General features: G+C 69.0%; 15 protein-coding genes. 5 read left to right on the forward strand and 10 right to left on the reverse strand.

Going from position 1 to position 17,411, the window contains the following annotated elements:
* Positions 1 to 33: 33 nt before the first annotated feature.
* Both WFI54_RS07930 and WFI54_RS07935 read right to left on the reverse strand, forming a co-directional pair.
* Positions 34 to 2,265 (reverse strand): YhgE/Pip domain-containing protein, encoded by a 2,232-nt coding sequence (locus tag WFI54_RS07930; RefSeq protein WP_336652255.1) that lies wholly within the window; start codon positions 2,263 to 2,265, stop codon positions 34 to 36.
* 34 nt (positions 2,266 to 2,299) lie between these two features.
* Positions 2,300 to 3,058 (reverse strand): ATP-binding cassette domain-containing protein, encoded by a 759-nt coding sequence (locus WFI54_RS07935; RefSeq protein ID WP_336652256.1) that lies wholly within the window; start codon positions 3,056 to 3,058, stop codon positions 2,300 to 2,302.
* 184 nt (positions 3,059 to 3,242) lie between these two features.
* Here WFI54_RS07935 and WFI54_RS07940 point away from each other — a divergent pair, with 184 nt between their 5' ends.
* The 3 genes from WFI54_RS07940 to WFI54_RS07950 are packed head-to-tail and all read left to right on the forward strand — an operon-like array spanning position 3,243 to position 5,649.
* Positions 3,243 to 4,430: a CE1758 family FMN-dependent luciferase-like monooxygenase gene (locus tag WFI54_RS07940; RefSeq protein WP_336652257.1), complete on the forward strand. Its 1,188-nt coding sequence runs from the start codon at positions 3,243 to 3,245 to the stop codon at positions 4,428 to 4,430.
* A 26-nt stretch (positions 4,431 to 4,456) separates the two neighbouring features.
* On the forward strand, positions 4,457 to 4,912 hold the full coding sequence (locus WFI54_RS07945) for a MarR family winged helix-turn-helix transcriptional regulator (RefSeq protein ID WP_336652258.1): 456 nt from the start codon (positions 4,457 to 4,459) through the stop codon (positions 4,910 to 4,912).
* A 47-nt stretch (positions 4,913 to 4,959) separates the two neighbouring features.
* The gene (locus tag WFI54_RS07950; protein ID WP_336652259.1) at positions 4,960 to 5,649 is read left to right on the forward strand and encodes a CE1759 family FMN reductase; all 690 of its coding nucleotides are present in this window, start codon (positions 4,960 to 4,962) and stop codon (positions 5,647 to 5,649) included.
* Positions 5,650 to 5,654: 5 nt separating this feature from the next.
* Here the strand turns inward: WFI54_RS07950 and WFI54_RS07955 are convergent, their stop codons facing one another.
* On the reverse strand, positions 5,655 to 6,911 hold the full coding sequence (locus tag WFI54_RS07955; protein ID WP_336652670.1) for an MFS transporter: 1,257 nt from the start codon (positions 6,909 to 6,911) through the stop codon (positions 5,655 to 5,657).
* Positions 6,912 to 7,052: 141 nt separating this feature from the next.
* Positions 7,053 to 7,514: a MarR family winged helix-turn-helix transcriptional regulator gene (locus tag WFI54_RS07960; protein WP_336652260.1), complete on the reverse strand. Its 462-nt coding sequence runs from the start codon at positions 7,512 to 7,514 to the stop codon at positions 7,053 to 7,055.
* A gap of 170 nt (positions 7,515 to 7,684) precedes the next feature.
* On the opposite strand from WFI54_RS07960, the gene WFI54_RS07965 reads away from it, so the two are divergent.
* Positions 7,685 to 8,137, forward strand: coding sequence for a VOC family protein (locus tag WFI54_RS07965; RefSeq protein ID WP_336652261.1), 453 nt, complete (start codon positions 7,685 to 7,687; stop codon positions 8,135 to 8,137).
* An 88-nt stretch (positions 8,138 to 8,225) separates the two neighbouring features.
* Here WFI54_RS07965 and WFI54_RS07970 read toward each other — a convergent pair whose 3' ends face one another.
* The 3 genes from WFI54_RS07970 to WFI54_RS07980 form a co-directional block, all read right to left on the reverse strand.
* On the reverse strand, positions 8,226 to 9,602 hold the full coding sequence (locus WFI54_RS07970) for an NAD-dependent succinate-semialdehyde dehydrogenase (protein WP_336652262.1): 1,377 nt from the start codon (positions 9,600 to 9,602) through the stop codon (positions 8,226 to 8,228).
* 92 nt (positions 9,603 to 9,694) lie between these two features.
* Complete coding sequence (locus WFI54_RS07975) at positions 9,695 to 11,086, reverse strand: aspartate aminotransferase family protein (RefSeq protein WP_336652263.1); 1,392 nt, start codon at positions 11,084 to 11,086, stop codon at positions 9,695 to 9,697.
* A gap of 118 nt (positions 11,087 to 11,204) precedes the next feature.
* A complete protein-coding gene (locus tag WFI54_RS07980) occupies positions 11,205 to 12,689 on the reverse strand; it encodes a CoA-acylating methylmalonate-semialdehyde dehydrogenase (protein ID WP_336652264.1) in 1,485 nt (494 codons plus the stop codon).
* Positions 12,690 to 12,860: 171 nt separating this feature from the next.
* Between WFI54_RS07980 and WFI54_RS07985 the strand changes: the two genes are divergently transcribed.
* Complete coding sequence (locus WFI54_RS07985) at positions 12,861 to 14,552, forward strand: PucR family transcriptional regulator (RefSeq protein WP_336652265.1); 1,692 nt, start codon at positions 12,861 to 12,863, stop codon at positions 14,550 to 14,552.
* A gap of 30 nt (positions 14,553 to 14,582) precedes the next feature.
* Here the strand turns inward: WFI54_RS07985 and WFI54_RS07990 are convergent, their stop codons facing one another.
* Genes WFI54_RS07990 through WFI54_RS08000 form a run of 3 tightly spaced genes read right to left on the reverse strand, consistent with a single transcriptional unit; the run spans position 14,583 to position 17,343 of the window.
* Positions 14,583 to 15,230, reverse strand: coding sequence for a Maf family protein (locus WFI54_RS07990; protein ID WP_336652266.1), 648 nt, complete (start codon positions 15,228 to 15,230; stop codon positions 14,583 to 14,585).
* Between the two features lie 20 nt (positions 15,231 to 15,250).
* Positions 15,251 to 15,790, reverse strand: a complete 540-nt coding sequence (locus tag WFI54_RS07995; RefSeq protein ID WP_336652267.1) for a methylated-DNA--[protein]-cysteine S-methyltransferase — start codon at positions 15,788 to 15,790, stop codon at positions 15,251 to 15,253.
* Entirely contained in the window at positions 15,787 to 17,343 is a 1,557-nt protein-coding gene (locus WFI54_RS08000; RefSeq protein ID WP_336652268.1) for a DNA-3-methyladenine glycosylase 2 family protein, read from the reverse strand. Before WFI54_RS08000 ends, WFI54_RS07995 begins: the two co-directional genes overlap by 4 nt.
* Positions 17,344 to 17,411: the final 68 nt, after the last annotated feature.

The following is a 17,411-nucleotide window of genomic DNA, read 5'->3' on the forward strand; positions in this document are numbered from 1 at the left end:
ACGGTGGGGCGCGGAGACGAGTGGTCTCGCGCCTCAGATGGCGAGCTCGGGGTGCAGACGCTTGATCGTCCACACCTTCTGCCGGCGAGCCGCGACTGCGCTGATCGCGAGCGACCCGATGAGCACGCCCAGCATTACTAGCAGCGACCCCCAGAACCGGGCGTCGATGCCGCCGCCGATGAGCTGCCGCAGCCCCTCGACCACGTAGGAGGCGGGCATGAAGGGGTGCAGGGCCTGGAAGAACGCGGGGGTCGTCTCGACAGGGTAGGTGCCTCCCGACGAGGACAGCATGAGCATCAGCAGCACAAGGCTCACCACGCGGCCTGTCGCGGTGCCGAGCAGCGCGATGAACATCTGTTGCAGCGCGAGGAAGGCGAGGGTGACGAGCAGCATGAACCCGGCCATACCCATCCAGTGCGCGGGGCGCATGCCGATGCCGAAGACCAGCACGAGCATCATGATGACCACCTGGCCCACGCCGATGAGCGCGGCGGGCCAGAAGCCGGTGAGCACTGACCGCAGCCCCGACACGTTCGATGCGAGCGGGCGGCGCGGCAGCGGGCGCAGAATCAACCAGGTGATGAGCGCCCCCACGAAGGAGGCGAGCGCGATGAAGAACGGGGCGAAGCCCTCGCCGAAGCCCTGAACTGCGTTTTCGGTGTGCTCGTCGAGCTGCACCGGCGCCGACATGGTCTCGGCGATGCGGTCGCCCTGCCCCGGCGCAAAGTCGGGGGCTTCGGCTGCGCCGTCGCTCAGCTGCTTCGCGAAAGTGCCGGCCCCGTCGTCGACCTTGCCAGCCCCCTCGGCGAGCTCCTGCGACTTCTCGCTCGCCTGCTGCGCGCCGGCATCGAGCTTCTGCGCACCGGCGGCGAGTTCTGGCGTTTTCGAGGCGAGCGCGCCCGCTCCGGCCGACACCTGCTGCACGCCACTCGCGAGCTCCCCGCTCTTCGAAGCGAGCGTGTGTGCGCCGTCGGAGAGTTGCGCGGCACCCGCGCTGAGCAGGCCCGTCTTCTCATCGAGCTGAGCGGCGCCGTCGCGCAGTTGTCCGGCCCCGGCGGCGAGCAGCTGCGACTTGCCGGATGCCTGTTGCAGCGAAGCATTGAGATCGGCGGCGCCCCCGGCGAGCCGGGTGGTGCCGTCGGCGAGCAGGGCCGAGCTATCGCGCAGCTGTCCTGCGCCGGCCGCGAAGGCCTGGATCGAGGATCCGCGCGACTGCAGCGCGGCGTCGAGTTCTGCGAGCGTCATCGCAGGGTTCTGTGCAGCGAGGCCGGCGATGCTCTCGGCACCGCTGGCGAGCTGCTCCGCACCGGCGCTCACGCCTGCGGCACCGCTCGTTACCGACGCCGCTGCTGCGTCGAGCTGGCCCGCACCGGCGCTGAGCTGCGCGATGCCACCGGAGAGCGCAGTCACATTGTCAGCGAGGCTCGCGCCCGATTCGGCGAGCTTGTGGGTGCCGTCGGCGAGGGCTTGACTGCCCGCCGCCAGCTCGGCGGTCTTCGATGCGAGGGTGCCGGCTCCGGCGCTGAGCTGTACGCTGCCGTCGCGTGCGCGATCTGCTCCGCTGGCGAGGCGTTGCGTGCCTTCGACGAGTTCGGGGGATTTCTCGGCGATCTGCGCGGTGCCTGCGGCAAGTTCGCCGAGTCCGGCGCTGAGTTTGCTGCTGCCGTCTGCGACTTGCGCGGTGCCGGCTTCGAGGGTGCCTGCTGCGTCGGCAGCCTTTCGGGTGCCGTCGCTGAGTTTCTCGACGCCGACGAGCACCTGTTCGGCTGCGGTGCGGGTAGCTGTTTCGCCAACAGCGTCGCGCAGTTGCACCATGGCCTGCTTGCCGAGGGTGGATGCGAGGAAGGAGTTGTTGTCGTTGTAGACGACTTCAATTTCACCGGCTTTGGGGTCGTCTTGCAGTCCGGCGAGGGTGCTGGAGAAGTCGCGCGGAATGGTGACGGAGAAGTAGACGTCGCCGTCGCCGACGGCACGCGCTGCGGCTGCGGCGTCGAGTGGCTGCCAGTCGAGGTCTCCGCCTTCCTGCAGTTGTTGGAGCACGTCGTCGCCCGCGGTGAGTTGGGAGCCGTCGGGTTTTTCGGCGGCTTCGTCGAGATTGACGATGGCGACGGGCAGTTTGTTGAGGTTGTCGGTGGGTGCCCAGAACGCCCAGAGGTAGAGGGCGCCGTAGATGAGGGGGATGACGAGCAGCACGCCGAGGGCGATCTTCGGCAGGGTGCCTTGGCGGAAGCGCTTCAGCTCGGTGCTGCGGGTGAACAGTGACATGGGGGTTCCTTTTGCTGCTGCGGCTTGCGGCCGCTCAGAGCTCGATGAGGGTGGGAGCGGGCGCGGTTGCCGCGAACAGTGCGGCATCACCGGGGTCGCTGCTTGCTGCGACGATGCGGATCCCTCGCTGCGCGAGGTCGCTGAGGCGTTCGGCGACGAGAGCCCGCTCAGCGGGGTCTCGGAGGGCGTCGAAGTCGTCGATGACGAGCAGCCGCGGCTGCTCGATGAGGGCGAGAGAGACGCGCACGAGCATTTCTTCGGCGGGGCTGAGGTCGCGTACAAGCAGCGCAGGGTCGGGCTGTTCGAGGTCTCCGAATGCGTCGGCGAGCAGTTCGCGGGCGAGCTGCGGGGTGATGCGGGGGGTGCGCCGGTACCAGGGCAGGGCCCAGCCGAGGCGTTCGCGCAGCGAGGCCGCAAGTGTGACGGAGGGTTCGAGGGCGTCGACGGCTTCGAAGCCGACGACGCCGGTGAGGCGGCGGATCTCGGCGGGTGTGGTGGCGCCGAGGGTGGTGAGCGATCCGCCGGAGAGTCGCATGCGGCCGGCGATGGCGAGCAGCAGTGAGGTGCGGCCGCTGCCGCGTGAGCCGAGCACGATGGTGACGGGGGTGCTGCTGGTGACGGTCAGGGGGCCGAAAACGGGGCCGCGGGGGCCGCTCAGGTGTGCTGCCCGTAGCTCGATGGTGTGCTGCCCGCGGGTGGGGTCGGCGGCGGGTGCGTGGTCGGGGGCAGATCCGCGCGCTGCGCGATCCTCGCCTGGTGCTGCCGCGATGACGACGGTTTGAGTGGTACTCACGTCGCTCCTGTCGATTCGATGCTCAATTTCTAAACTGACTAGTCAGTCTAAAACGAGGATCCGCCCGCGTCAACCAGGCCGCGGGCAAGCCGCCGAAACCCCGCGGGAATACCCACGGGTCATGCGCGTTAGATTTACATGCAAGCGCATATAATTATGCGCATCAACAGAAACGGAGCCCCCCATGGAATTCGGGATCTTCTCGGTCAGCGACGTGACCCGCGACCCGGTCAGCGGCGAAACCCCCAGCGAGGCCGAGCGCATTCAAGGCCTCGCCACCATCGCGAAGCACGCCGAAGAGGTTGGCTTCGACGTCTTCGCCATCGGTGAGCACCACAACCCGCCCTTCTTCTCATCAACCCCCACCACCTTCCTCGCCTACCTCGCGGCGCAGACCGAAACACTCAAACTCAGCACCAGCACCACGCTCATCACCACGAACGACCCCGTGCGCATCGCCGAGGAATACGCGATGCTGCAGCACCTCGCCCAGGGCCGCATGGATCTCATGCTCGGCCGCGGCAACACCGCCCCCGTCTACCCCTGGTTCGGCAAGGACATCCGCAGCGCGCTGCCGCTCGCACTCGAGAACTACAACCTGCTGCACCGCCTGTGGCGCGAAGATGTCGTCGACTTCGAAGGCAACTTCCGCACGCCGCTGCAGGGCTTCACCAGCACTCCGCGACCCCTCGACGACGTGCCCCCCTTCGTGTGGCACGGCTCGATCCGCACCCCGGAGATCGCCGAACAGGCGGCCTACTACGGCGACGGCTTCTTCTCCAACCACATCTTCGCGCCCAGCGAGCACTCGCTGCGCCTCATCAGTTTCTACCGCGAACGCTACGAGCACTACGGCCACGGAACCGCCAAGCAGGCCATCGTCGGGCTCGGCGGCCAGGCCTTCGTCGCGAAGAAGTCGCAGGACGCCATCAACGGCTTCCGGCCCTACTTCAACGAAGCCCCCGTCTACGGCCACGGCCCACGCATGGAAGACTTCATGAGCCAGACCCCGCTCTCCGTCGGCAGCCCGCAGGAAGTCATCGACAAAACTCTTTCCTTCCGCGACATCTTCGGCGACTACCAGCGTCAGATGTTCCTCATCGACCACGCCGGCCTCCCCCTCAAAACCGTGCTCGAACAGCTCGACCTGCTCGGCGAAGAGGTCATTCCCGTGCTGCGCCGCGAACTCGCCGCACGGCGCGATCCCGAGGTGCCAGAATCGCCCAGCCACGCAAGTCTCGTGCGCGCCAAGTACGGCGACGAAGCCCCGCGGCAGCCGCGACCCCGCGCGAACCGCGGTGATAACGTGACGGGCGGATCGCCCTACCTCGACAGCGCCGCAGCACCAGGCGCCAGCTTCGGCCTCCGCTGATCCGTCCCCCCTGATCGGAGAACCCCATGCGCACCGAACGCATCGACCTCAGGCTCGCCAACGAGGCCTGGGAATCCCTCATGACCGCCCACGCACGCCTCACCGCCCTGTTTGCGGCCGAGGATATGTGGGGCGAAGCGGGCATGCGCGAGTACGACGTGCTCTACACGCTCTCGAAAAGCGACGGGGCGATGCGGCTCTGCGAAATTCAAGACGGCGTGCTGCTCAGCCAACCGGCCCTCTCGCGCATGATCGACCGTCTCGCCGCGCGCGGCCTGCTGCGCCGCGAAGCCGACCCCGATGACGGACGCGCAGTGCGCATCTCGCTCACCGAGGATGGCACCCGAGTGCAACGCGAGATCGGTCGCGCGCACGCAAAGAGCATCGGGCGCGAACTCGGCGCCGCGCTCTCGCCCGCGCAGATGCGCGAACTGCGCGAACTCTGCACCCGCATCGCAGAACGCCCCCAACAAGACGCCTGAACCGCGCCCCACCACCGCCTTCCCACCCACTCACCCGAGGAGCCCCCATGCTTCACTCCCTCGACACCAGCCCCGCCCCCGAACCGCGCACGCTCGCCATCATCAGCGCGGGCACCAGCGACCCCTCCACCACCTCGATGCTCGCGAGCCGCATCGCAGACCGCGTCGCCGCGCTCGCACCGACTCGCGGCCTCACACTGCAACTGCGCTTCATCGACCTCCGCGGCCTCGCTCAGGACATCACCACGGCGCTCGTCTCCCAGCACGTCTCCCCCGCACTGCAGCAGGCCAGCGACGTGCTGCGTGACGCCGACGCCCTCGTGGTCTCGACCCCGGTGTACAAAGCCGGGCCCAGCGGGCTGTTCACCTCGTTTTTCCAGGTGCTCGACAATGACCTGCTCATCGGCACGCCCGTCGCGCTCGCAGCCACCGCGGGCAGCGCCCGCCACGCCCTGGTGGTCGATGACCAGTTGCGCGGCCTGTTCGCGTATCTGCGCACCATCACGGCACCCACCGGGGTGTTCGCGGCGCCAGAGGATTGGAACAGCGGCGAGCTCGGCAAGCGCATCGACCGCGCCGCCGCCGAACTGCTCGCCCTCGTCTCGGGCGGCTTCCGCGCCACGGTGCGCGACGAGGCCTGGGGCGGGTACCAGCACTCCTACGGCAGCGCCGGCGGCGCCGAGCTCGGCATCGACCTCAGCACCGACCTCATGCGCCTCGCAACCGGCGGCCGGTAGCGCCCCTACGCCGCGTCGCCCGTGGAGATCACGGCGGCTTCTTCCTCCGCGGTCTCGTGCGGTGCGCCCACCCGGTGCAGCAGGTGACCGACGCTCGCGAGCACGATGATCGACACCACGAGCGACGCGGCTCCGAGCCAGTAGGGTGCCGGAGCGCCGAGGGCCTCGGCGATCGGCCCGGCCACGGCGGGCGCGATCGCACCACCCACGAAGCGCACGGCTGAGTACGTGGAAGAGGCCACGTTGCGCGGCAGCTCGGTCGCTTCCATCACGGCCTCCGTCAGCGCAGTGTTCATCACGCCGAGCAGCAGACCGCTCACCACCACGACGGTCACAAGCCCCGGCAGTGAGTGCACGAAGACGCCGAGGAGCGCGAGGCAGACGGTGAGGCCGCCGAGCATCGTGAACAGCACCGACCGCAAGCCGAAGCGGCGGGTGAGCACGGGGGCGACGAGCACCGAGGTGAGCGCGAGCGCGAGGCCCCAGCCGAAGAAGACCAGCCCCAGTTCGTGGGCGCCGAAGCCCTCCGCGCCCGCGGCCTTCGCTGCGGCCTCCATCGGGTAGGGGCTGTAGGCGAGTAGCACGAAGAAGCCGAAGTTGTAGAAGAACGCGACGCCGCTGAGTGCGAGCAGGGCGGGGTCGCGGAGGGCCGTGAACCCGGCGACGAGCGAGGGCCGTGCGGCGCGGGCCGCGGCGCGCTGCTCGGCGCTCTGCTTCGGGGTGCGCAGCAGCACCAGGATCGCGAGCAGCGCGACGGCCATGAGCACGGCGGTGCCGAAGAAGGGGCCCCGCCAGGAGACGGATCCGAGGGCGCCGCCCACGAGCGGGCCGATCGCCATACCGACGCCGAGGGCCGCCTCGTAGAGCACGATCGCCTGGCGCGATCCGCCCGAGGCAGCGCCGACGATCGCGGCGAGCGCGGTCGAGATGAAGAGGGCGTTGCCGAGCCCCCAGCCGGCCCGGAAGCCGATGATCTCATCGACGGTGCTGGAGGCGCCGGCGAGCGCGGCGAAGAGCACGATCAGCACGAGGCCCGCCACGAGCGTCCAGCGCACCCCGATGCGCCCGGAAACCCAGCTCGTGAAGAACATCGCGATGCCCGTGATGAAAAGGTAGCTCGTGAAGAGCAGCATGGTCTGGCTGGCGCTCGCACCCAGCTCGTGGCTGATGGCCGGCAGGATCGGGTCGACGAGGCCGATGCCCATGAAGGAAATGGCGCAGGCGAAGGCGATCGCCCAGACGGCAGTCGGCTGACGCAAGATCGAGGCCTTGCGAACGGGGGCCGGGGCGGGAACCGTGGTGGCCCCGGTGCCCGGGGCGGACCCGGTGCTGGTGGCGGAATGGGTGACGGTGGACGTGATGGCTCCTCGGGGTGGAAGGGTGGTGATGGTGGCGGGTGCGGATCAGGCCCGAGGGTCGCCGATCCGCTCGCTCAGCTGCTGCATCAGCTCGACCGCTCGGGCGAGCGTGGCGCGGTCGAAGTCGGAGAGTTCGCCGAGGTGGGGCCGCACCCGGCCGGCGGCGATGCGCCGGTACTCGTCGAGTGCGGCCCTCCCCTGCTCGGTGATGGCCACGCGGGAGGCGCGGCCATCACCTGGGTCGGGGCTGCGGTTGACCCAGCCCTCATGCTCGAGCCGCTGCACGAGCCCGGTCATGGAGGGTTGCGCCACGCGCTGCTGCTGCGCGAGTGCGCTGACCCGCGCCGAGCCGGACTGCTCAAGATCGGCGAGCACGCGCCAGGCCACCAGGGAGTAGCCCACCCCGGCCGTGCGCCCCGCGATGCGCGCAAAGCGGCCGCTGGTGCGTGTCAGTTCAAGCGCAAGCGCATCGAGACCCGATACGTTATCTTCGTTTTCTTCGGCCACGGCAGCTACTATACGCCCATTTGCATAGCTAAGCTATGCAAATGGTCATCAGCGGGGCTGTCGAGCTGCCGAGTCCCGCCCCTCCCGCGATCCGCCAGGCACCCTTGACTCGCGCACGCGCTCCCTGCAAGCTGGCAGCACCGACGACGAACGAGCCAGAGGAGCCTCCCATGATCTTCGTCAACCTCACCACCACCGACCTCGACCGCAGCAAGGCCTTCTACTCGGCGCTCGGCTGCAGCATCAATCCACTGTTCACCGATGAGAACGCGGCCTGCGTCGTGTGGGACGAAAGCACCTTCTTCATGATGCTCACCCGCGAACACTTCGCACAGTTCACCGACAAGCCCCTGGCCGACCCACGCGAAAGCGCGCAGGTGATCGTGGCGCTCAGCCGGGACTCCCGCGCGCACGTCGACTCCACGGTCGAAGCCGGTCTCGCCGCAGGCGGCACCGAGAATCGCGATCCGCAGGACTACGGCTTCATGTACCAGCGCAGCATGCAAGACCCCGACGGCAACATCATCGAGTTCTCCTACATGGAAGCGCAGGCGGCCTCAGAGGGGCCGGGCGCCTACACCGACCAGCACGGCGCCGGCCCGGATCCCGTTCCCGGCTACTGAGCGCGACCCGCCGTCCGCAAACGCAGAGGGGGCGGGATCATCGATCCCGCCCCCTGCACCGCGCCAGCGGGCGCGTCTTCGCGACCGCTTACGCCGCTACGAAGAAGAGACGCTTGTTCGCGAACTCGCCGATGCCGAGCGGGCCCATCTCGCGACCGAAACCCGAGCGCTTCACGCCACCGAAGGGAATCTCGGCGGCCTCGGCCGCGATCGTGTTCACATGCGACATGCCCACCTCGAGTTGTGAGGCCACCCGCGCGGCACGGGCCTCATCGGTCGAGAACACGGATCCGCCAAGCCCCAAATCGCAGTCGTTCGCAAGCTCGAGCGCCTCTTCATCGCTCGACACGCGATACACGGTGGCGACCGGGCCGAAGATCTCCTCGCGGTACGACTCCGAATCGCGGGGAACACCCGTGAGCACGGCCGGCGAATAGTACGCAGCCGGGGCCTCCGACAGCACGCCGCCCGCCACGAGCGTGGCACCCTCGGCGATGGCCTTCTGCACCTGCGCATTGACGGTCTCAGCGGCGGCACGAGTCGACAGCGGGGCGAACTCGCCCTCAGCGAGGTTCAGCTGGTCACCGGGTACGAGCCCCTCGGCGAGCTTCGCGAGTTCGGCCACGAACTCGTCGTAGATGTCGTCCATCACAATGAGGCGCTTGTTCGAGTTGCAGACCTGGCCGCCGTTGTAGACGCGGAAGTTCCAGGCCTCAGCCGCGGTCGCCGCAACATCGTCGCTGTCGAGCACCACCATCGGATCGATGCCGCCGAGCTCAAGCACGCACTTCTTCAGGTGCTGGCCGGCCTGCGCGCCGATGATCGCACCCGCGCGCTCCGAGCCCGTCAGCGAAACACCCTGCACCCGCGGATCGGCGATCATCGAGGCGATCTGATCGTGCGAAGCGAACACGTTCTGGTAGCCGCCGACGGGCACGCCTGCCTGCTCGAAGATCTCCTGCATCGTGAGCGACGAACGCGCGCAGATGTCGGCGTGCTTGAGCAGAATCGTGTTGCCCAGCAGCAGGTTCGGGGCCGCGAAACGAGCCACCTGGTAGTAGGGGAAGTTCCAGGGCATGACACCGAGCAGCACACCGATCGGACGGTGCTCGACGTAGGCCTTGCCCGGAATGGTGCTCGGGATCTCGTAATCGGTGATGAGGCTGGGCCCGTGCACCGCGTAATACTCGATGATGTCGCGCGCGAATTCGACCTCGTCGACCGACTCGGCGTACGACTTGCCCATCTCGGTGGCGATGATCTTCGCGAGCTCGTCCTTGCGCTCCTCGAAGATCTCAGCGGCGCGCTTCACCACGACGGCACGCTCCTGCACGCTCTTCTCACGCCACTCGCGGTAGACGGCGTCGGCGTTTGCGACAGCGGCCTCGATGTCGGCGTCGGTGGCGCTGTCGAAGGTCTCGACGATCTCGCCCGTCGCGGGATTCTGCACTCGGTACTTAGCCATGATGCTCCTTCTGTGTAGGTCGAATATATGCCTCAGCGGTGCAGCGGCGTGGCGACCGCTGCACCGCTCGGGCGCGCAATGTGCGTGGGGGGCTACTTGCCGGTGTAGTAGCCGTCGGCGACTGTCAGCGCCTCGTCGATGATGTCGAGACCCCGCACCAGATCTTCCTCGCTGATAATCAGCGGCGGGGCGATCTGCAGGCGATTGCCAGCGGCGAACGGCCACAGGCCGGCCTGCTTGCAGGCCGCGACAACGGCGTTGAACGGTGCCGCATCTGCGTCGGCAGCGTTGAACGGCACCAGCGGCTCGCGGGTGTCACGGTCGAGCACCAGTTCGAGCGCCCAGAACAGGCCCTTGCCGCGCACCTCACCGATCGACGGGTGCTTCTCCGCGAGTTCGCGCAGGCGGGGTCCGACGACGCGCTCACCGAGATCGCGCACGCGCTCCAGGATCTGCTCCTGCTCGAAAATATCGAAGGTGGCGACGCCTGCTGCGGCTCCGAGGGGGTGCCCGCTGTAGGTGAGGCCTCCGGGGAAGGGGCGATCCGCGAAGGTGTCGTGAATCGGCTTCGAGATGACCACGCCCCCGAGGGGCACGTAGCCCGAGTTGACGCCCTTCGCGAAGGTGACGAGGTCGGGGGTGACGTCGAAGGCCTGGAACGCGAACCACTCACCGGTGCGCCCGAAGCCCGACATGACCTCGTCGCAGATCATCACGATGCCGTAGCGGTCGCAGAGCTCTCGCACGCCCTTGAGGTAACCGGGGGTGGGCACCAGGATGCCGTTCGTGCCGGTGACGCTCTCAAGGATGATGGCCGCGATAGTGCCGGGGCCTTCGAGCTGAATGGTGTGCTCAAGGTGCTGCAGCGCGCGCTCGGTCTCCTGCTCCGGGGTCTCGGCGTGAAACTCCGAGCGGTAGGGGTAGGGGCCGAAGAAGTGCACCACGCCGGCGTCGGGGGTGCCGTTCGCCCAGCGTCGGGGCTCGCCCGTGAGGGTGATCGCGGTGGCGGTCGAGCCGTGGTACGAGCGGTAGCGTGCGAGCACCTTCTGGCGGCCGGTGTGGTGGCGGGCCATGCGCACGGCGTACTCGTTGGCGTCAGCGCCGCCGTTGGTGAAGAACACCGAGCGGGCGCCCTCGAAGGAGTGCTCGACGATGCGCTTGGCAAGCTCGCCGCGCACGTCGTTCGCCATGGCGGGCTGGATCGTGGCGAGGCGGCCGGCCTGATCCTGGATCGCCTTCACGAGACCGGGGTGCTGGTGACCGAGGTTGAGGTTCACGAGCTGGGCCGAGAAGTCGAGGTACTCGGTGCCGTCGTAATCCCAGAAGCGCACGCCTTCGCCCTTGGCGACGGGCAGCGGGTTGATCTGGGCCTGAGCCGACCAGGAGTGGAAGACGTAGTCGCGGTCGTTCTGGCGCACCTCGCGCTGGGCGTCGGTGTCGCCGAAGCTCTGCTCCGCACCGTTCAGGTCGATGAAGTCGGTCATCTGATTCCTTAGTTCACGTGATGATTGCAAGCATGGGGGTCTGGGGGTCCGGGGGCTGGGAGCCCCGCTCCCCCAGATGGTTGGGGCGAGGACGGATCACCGCCCTCGCCCCGAACACTCAGCTGTTGCTGGGGAACCCGAGATCGACCTTCGACTGCTCCGGCTTGGGCCAGCGCGTGGTGACGACCTTCGAACGGGTGTAGAAGTGAATCGACTCGGGGCCGTAGATGTGGGCGTCGCCGAAGAGCGAGTCCTTCCAGCCACCGAAGGAGAACGAGCCAACGGGAACGGGAATCGGCACGTTGATGCCGACCATGCCGGCCTCGACCTCGAACTCGAACTGGCGGGCGACGCCGCCGTCGCGGGTGAAGATCGCCGTGCCGTTGCCGAACTGGTGATCGTTGATGAGCTGCACGCCCTCCTCGTAGGAGTCGACGCGCACGACCGCGAGCACCGGGCCGAAGATCTCTTCGAGGTACACCTTGCTGTCGGTCTTGACGTGGTCGATGAGCGAGACGCCGGTGAAGAAGCCGTTGCCCTCGAACTCGGCTTCGCGGCCATCGACGACCACGGTCGCACCCTCGGCTGCGGCACCGGCGACGTAGGACTCGACGCGGGCCTTTGCCTCTGCGGTGATGAGCGGGCCCATCTCCGATGCGGGGTCGGTGCCGTCACCGATCTGCAGCTTCTCCATGCGCTCGGCGATCTTGGAGACGAGCTCGTCGCCGACACCGCCGACGGCCACGACGACCGAGACTGCCATGCAGCGCTCGCCGGCCGAGCCGTACGCTGCCGAGACTGCGGCGTCTGCGGCGCCGTCGAGATCGGCGTCGGGCATCACGATCATGTGGTTCTTGGCACCGCCGAGAGCCTGCACGCGCTTGCCGTTCGCCGCGGCGCGCTCGTAGATGTAGCGTGCGATGGGGGTCGAGCCCACGAAGGAGATCGCCTTCACATCGCGGCTGTCGAGCAGCGTGTCGACGGCGACCTTGTCACCGTGCACAACATTGAGCACGCCGTCGGGCAGACCTGCCTCGCGGAAGAGCTCAGCGATGAAGACGGAGGCGGAGGGGTCGCGCTCGGAGGGCTTCAGCACGACGGTGTTGCCGCAGGCGATAGCCGAAGCGATCATCCAGAGCGGCACCATGACCGGGAAGTTGAAGGGGGTGATCGCCGCGACGACGCCCACGGGCTGCTTGATCGAGTGCACGTCGACGCCCGTCGAGACCTGCTCGTCGCGCTCGCCCTTCAGCAGGTGCAGCAGACCCGAGGCGAACTCGACGTTCTCGAGGCCGCGTGCGATTTCGCCGGCGGCATCGGAGAGCACCTTGCCGTGCTCGCTGGTGACGATGGCGGCGAGTTCGGGGGTGCGCTGCTTGAGCAGCTGGCGCAGGTTGAAGAACACGTCGGCGCGCTTGGTGAGGCTGGTCTTGCGCCACATCGGCAGCGCTGCCTGGGCTGCGGCGATGGCCTGCTCGACAGTCGCTGCCGAGGCGATGGCGACTTCGTGCTGCTGCTCGCCGGTGGCCGGGTTGAACACGGCCTGCGTGCGCTCTGCCGCTTCGACCTTCTCGCCGCCGATGATGTGAGGGATGAGTGCCATCCGCGTTCCTCTCGAATCGATCAATATGTTCGGCAATCCCGAACACTGTTGCAGCAAGTCTTTCAGCGGGCGTTTGCGATAGCTACCCGCACTTCATCCGCATTTCGGCCACTTCCCATACAATCTGTTCGAATGCTTTGCGGTGGGCGGAGCTGGCAAGGAGAACAGCGGATGTCAGGTCTCATAAGCGTCGCCGACGCACTCGCCCTGGCCGAGGTGCAGGCAGGGGATCCCGAACTCATCGCGGGCGCGCAGGGCCTCGATCGCGAGATCCGCTGGGCGCACGTCGTCGCAGGCTCAGCCGCGGTTGGCCTGCTCGACGGCGGCGAACTCGTGCTCACCACCGGCGCAGGCTGGCCCCGCGAGGGCGACGAACTGGCCCGGCTCTCAACTGCACTGATCAGCACGGGCCCCGCCGCCGTGGTGCTCGAACTCGGGCGCTTCTTCACCGAACCACCGGCTCCGCTGCTGACCGCCTGCGAGGCGCACGGCATCCCCCTGATCGCGCTGCACCATGAGGTGCGCTTCGTGCAGATCACGCAGCGGGTGCACCAGCGCATCCTCGCAACGCAAACCGAAGCCCTCGCCGCCCGGGCCGAGGTGCACGCCATGCTCACCGAGCTGGGCCTCAACCGCAGCCCCGTCGACTACGTGATCGAACGGCTCGCAGACACCCTCGGCACCACAGTGGTGCTCGAAGACTCAGCTCGTCGCGTGGTCGCCTGGGCAGGGCGGGGCGCGGGTGCCCATGCGGGGGGCGGATCACCAGCCGCAGCGCACCCGCACCCGCTGGCGCCGTGGGCCGACGCCGACGGCACGGAGTTCGCACCGCTCGACGGCTGGGAGCGGGTGCCCGTCGAGGCGCAAGGCCGGCGCTGGGGCCGGCTCATTGCACTGCCCGGCCCGGAGCATCCGGCGGGGCGGCGCACCGTGCTCGAACTCGGCGCCTTCGCACTGGCGCTGGGCCGACTCGCCGACCCGGAAGGCGGGCAGTGGTTGCAGCTGTCGTCGAAGCACCTCTTCGATGTGCTGCTCGGCGGCCGTTACCGCCGCGACGAAGAACTCGCCGTGCAGCTCGCCGCCGCCGGCCTGCCCGTTTCGGGGCGGCTGCTGATCGGAGCGACCCTGCGCGGCGTCGGTGACTTCGGAGGCGATGCCTCCCTCGAACACGCCATGCTCGCGACGGCCCTGCGGCGAGCCGTCGGCCAGCACGGCCGGGTAATCCTCGCACACGACGACGCGAGCGACGACCACGACACCGCCACGCCCAGGCGCCGCGGCGCCGCGCTCATCGCCCTGCTCTCTTTCGCCCCCGACGACGCGCGGCTGCACAGCGCAGAGGGATCCGCACCCCCGCTCGCATCACGCCTCGCCCGCGAACTCGACGCCCTACTGCCCTCCACAGTGCCCGCCACCTGGCGAGCCCACCTCGGTCTGGGGGCGGCCGGCCGCCGCGTGCGGGGGCTGATCTCATCGCTCGAACAGGTGCGTGCAGCCGGCGAGCTCGAACCCGCGGGCACCGCAGGCCGCGTCACCGTGCAGCAGGCCGAACGACAGCCCCTTGCCTACCTCGTACGTGGCCTCGCCTCACTGCCCGAGATGCAGGAGTTCGCCGACGAAACGCTCGCGCCAATCATCGAACACGACGCCACCAGCGGCGCCGGTCACAGCGGCGATCTGCTGCGCGTGCTGCGCGCCTACCTGGAACACCCCACGAATCGCTCGCTCGCGGCGCAGCGGGCACGGTTGTCGCGGTCGGTGTTCTATCAGCGTCTCGCACTGATCGAGGAGCTGCTCGGGGCTGATCTCAGCAACGGCACGGTGATCGCGACGCTCACGGTCGCGCTGCTCGCGCGGCGGTAATGCGCGGCGGATCCGCCACCCCGGCGCAGGTTACTGCACCGCGGGTGACGACCACAGCGCAGGATACGCATGCCCCAGCTCGATCACCAGACGGCGCAGCGCCGGCAACGACAGACCGATCACGCAGCTCGGTGCCCCCTCGATGCGCTCGATGAACGCGCCGGCGAGGCCATCGATCGCGAAGCCACCAGCCAATTCGAGCGGTTCGCCCGTGGCGACGTAGGCCTCCAGTTCGGCGTCGGTGAGATCGGCCGACAGCTCCACCTTGGCCGTATCGACCGACCCAGCAGCGCCGCGCACTGCACCGCCTGTGTGATCGATCAGCCAGTGACCCGAGTGCAGCACCCCGGCGCGCCCACGATGGTGCTTCGCCCGGGCAAGGGCCACCTCCGGCTCGTGCGGCTTGCCCAGGATCTCGCCGTCGAGCAGAAACATCGAGTCGCCGCCGAGCACCAGACCATCGATCTCGTGCCCGTGACGGCGCACCACGTCTTCGGCCTTGAGACGGCCCAGATACTCGGTGAACTCGGGGGCGCTGATCCCACGACCCAGCTCGGCCTCACGAGCCGCGATCGCCGCATCCTCATCGACCTCGGGCGAGAAGCAGATCGGCTCGATGCCCGCCCCCCGCAGAACCGAGAGCCGGGCCGGAGACGTCGAAGCAAGGTACAAGCGCATAGGGCAAGCCTACGCACTGGTTACGGCATCGCGCCTTCGTGGCGCAGCAGGGCCTCCTTCACGGGGGTGCCGAACAAATACCCGCCCAGGCCACCGTCGGTGCGCACGATGCGGTGACAGGGCACCACGAGCGCGACGAGGTTGTTCGCGCAGCCCGACGCCGCCGCTCGCACCGCCGAAGGTCGGCCGGCAAGCCCCGCCAGCTCCGTGTAGGTCACGGCGCGGCCCACCGGCACCGCGCGCAACGCCCGCCACACCTCACCCCTGAACGGCGTCTCCGGCTGGGCAACCGGCAGGGCGTCGATCGCAGTGAGATCACCGGCGGCGTAGGCGCGCAAAGCTGCGGCGATGCCGAAGTCATCATCCGTGGCCGGCACGATGCCGCGCTGCGCAACGCCAGGGTCGAGCTTCGCGAGTCGCTGCATGAGACTCGCCGCCTCAGGGTCGTCGTCAGTGGCGAAGCCGGCGGCGCGCAGGGCGCCGTCTTCGGGGCTCCAGATCGCGTAAAAGGGGTGGCCTACGATCTCGACAACGGTGCTGGCCAGGGGTGCGGCGCTCATCTCGGTTCCTTTCGCGCGACCGACTCGAGAAAGTCGGCCCAGAGGTGCTGTGTGGCGTAGCCGCGGAACGGGCGCCAGGGTTCGGCGAGGCGCGCGGCCTCACGGTCGCCGCGCACGTCGAGCGCGCGGCGCAGAATCAGATCGCCCGCGGGGAAGGCGTCGGGGTCGCCGAGCGCGCGCATCGCGATCAGCTCGACACTCCACGGGCCGATACCGCGGATCGCCAGCAGTTCGCGCCTGGCGCGCTCGCGGTCGGCGCCGGGGCCGATATCGAGGCCTGCCGCGAGGGCTGCGGCGAGCGCGCGCAGTGTTTCGGCGCGGGCGCGGGTGAGGCCAAGTCGTGCCCGCAGCTCTTCGGCATCTGTTGCGGCGACGCGTTCAGGGCTGGGGCGCGGATGGAAGCCAGGCGCCTCGCCACCCGGTGCCACCCTCCCGGGGAATGCCGCCGCAAGCCGCCCCTGCACGGTGCGCGCAGCGGCCAGCGAGATCTGCTGGCCGAGCACTGTGCCGAGCGCGAATTCGGCTCCGTCGCGTGCCCCGGGCAGCCGCAGCCCCGGCCTGGCGACGAGCAACGAACGCAATCTGGGGTCGCCGCCGAGGGCGTCGGCGATCTGCGCGGGATCGGCGTCGAGGTCGAGCAGACGCCGCACGGCCTGGATCGCGGGCATGGTGTCGCTCAGACCGGGCAGCGAGAGGAGCACCGGGATCCAGGTCATCGTGCCGGCGGTGCCGTGGTCCGGCGGTACTCCCGCCCAGTCGATGTGCACCACTGCGGTGCCGCCCGGCACATCGATCGCGTGCGCGGTGGCTCCGTCGGCATCGCTGCGGTCGCGGCCGGGCACCGCGTGCGCGACGAGAAATGCGCGGGTCGCTGCTGCCGCGAACGGGGCACGGGTGCGCAACCGCAGCGCGAGCCGGGGGCGTTCGTCTGAGGCTGCGCCAGCCGGGGCGCCCACAGCGTCGGCGCCATCAATACCCGGCCTGGGCAGCCGGGAGGGCGCGATCCCGAACTCCTCACGCATCGAATCGCCGAACTGCCGCACGCTGCCAAATCCCGCCGCGAAGGCGATGTCTGCGAGCGGCAGCGTGGTCTGCTCGATCAGTGATCGTGCCGCGTGCGCCCGCCGCGTGCGGGCGAGCTGCAGCGGGCTCGCCCCGATCTCTTGCAGCAGCATGCGGCGCAGATGGCGCTCGCTCACCGCGAGTTCGGCGGCGAGCCCGGCGACGCCGACGGCATCGACAGCGCCGTCGCGGATGCGACGCACGGCGCGCGCAACGAGATCGCTACGGGCATCCCAGTCGCGGGTGCCCGGCAGTGCGTCGGGGCGGCAGCGCTTGCAGGCGCGAAATCCCGCGGCGACACACGCTGCTGCGCTCGGCAGGAAGCGGCAGTTTTCCTGGCGGGGCTTGCGTGCCGGGCACGAAGGGCGGCAGTAGATGCCGGTGCTGGTGACGCAGAGGTAGACGCGCCCGTCCCAGCGCGCATCGCGACCCGACGCGGCGCGGTAGCAGGCGTCGAAGTCGAGTGCGGGGGCTGCGGTTTCGGTGGGCACGGATCCATTGTTCCGCCCCCGAAGGTCGCGCGCACGCGGAAATCGGACATTGCAGTGGATTCGGCTGC

It is taken from the genome of Leucobacter sp. MMO-125 (assembly GCF_037148395.1).
In the GTDB taxonomy this organism is placed as follows: Bacteria; Actinomycetota; Actinomycetes; order Actinomycetales; family Microbacteriaceae; genus Leucobacter.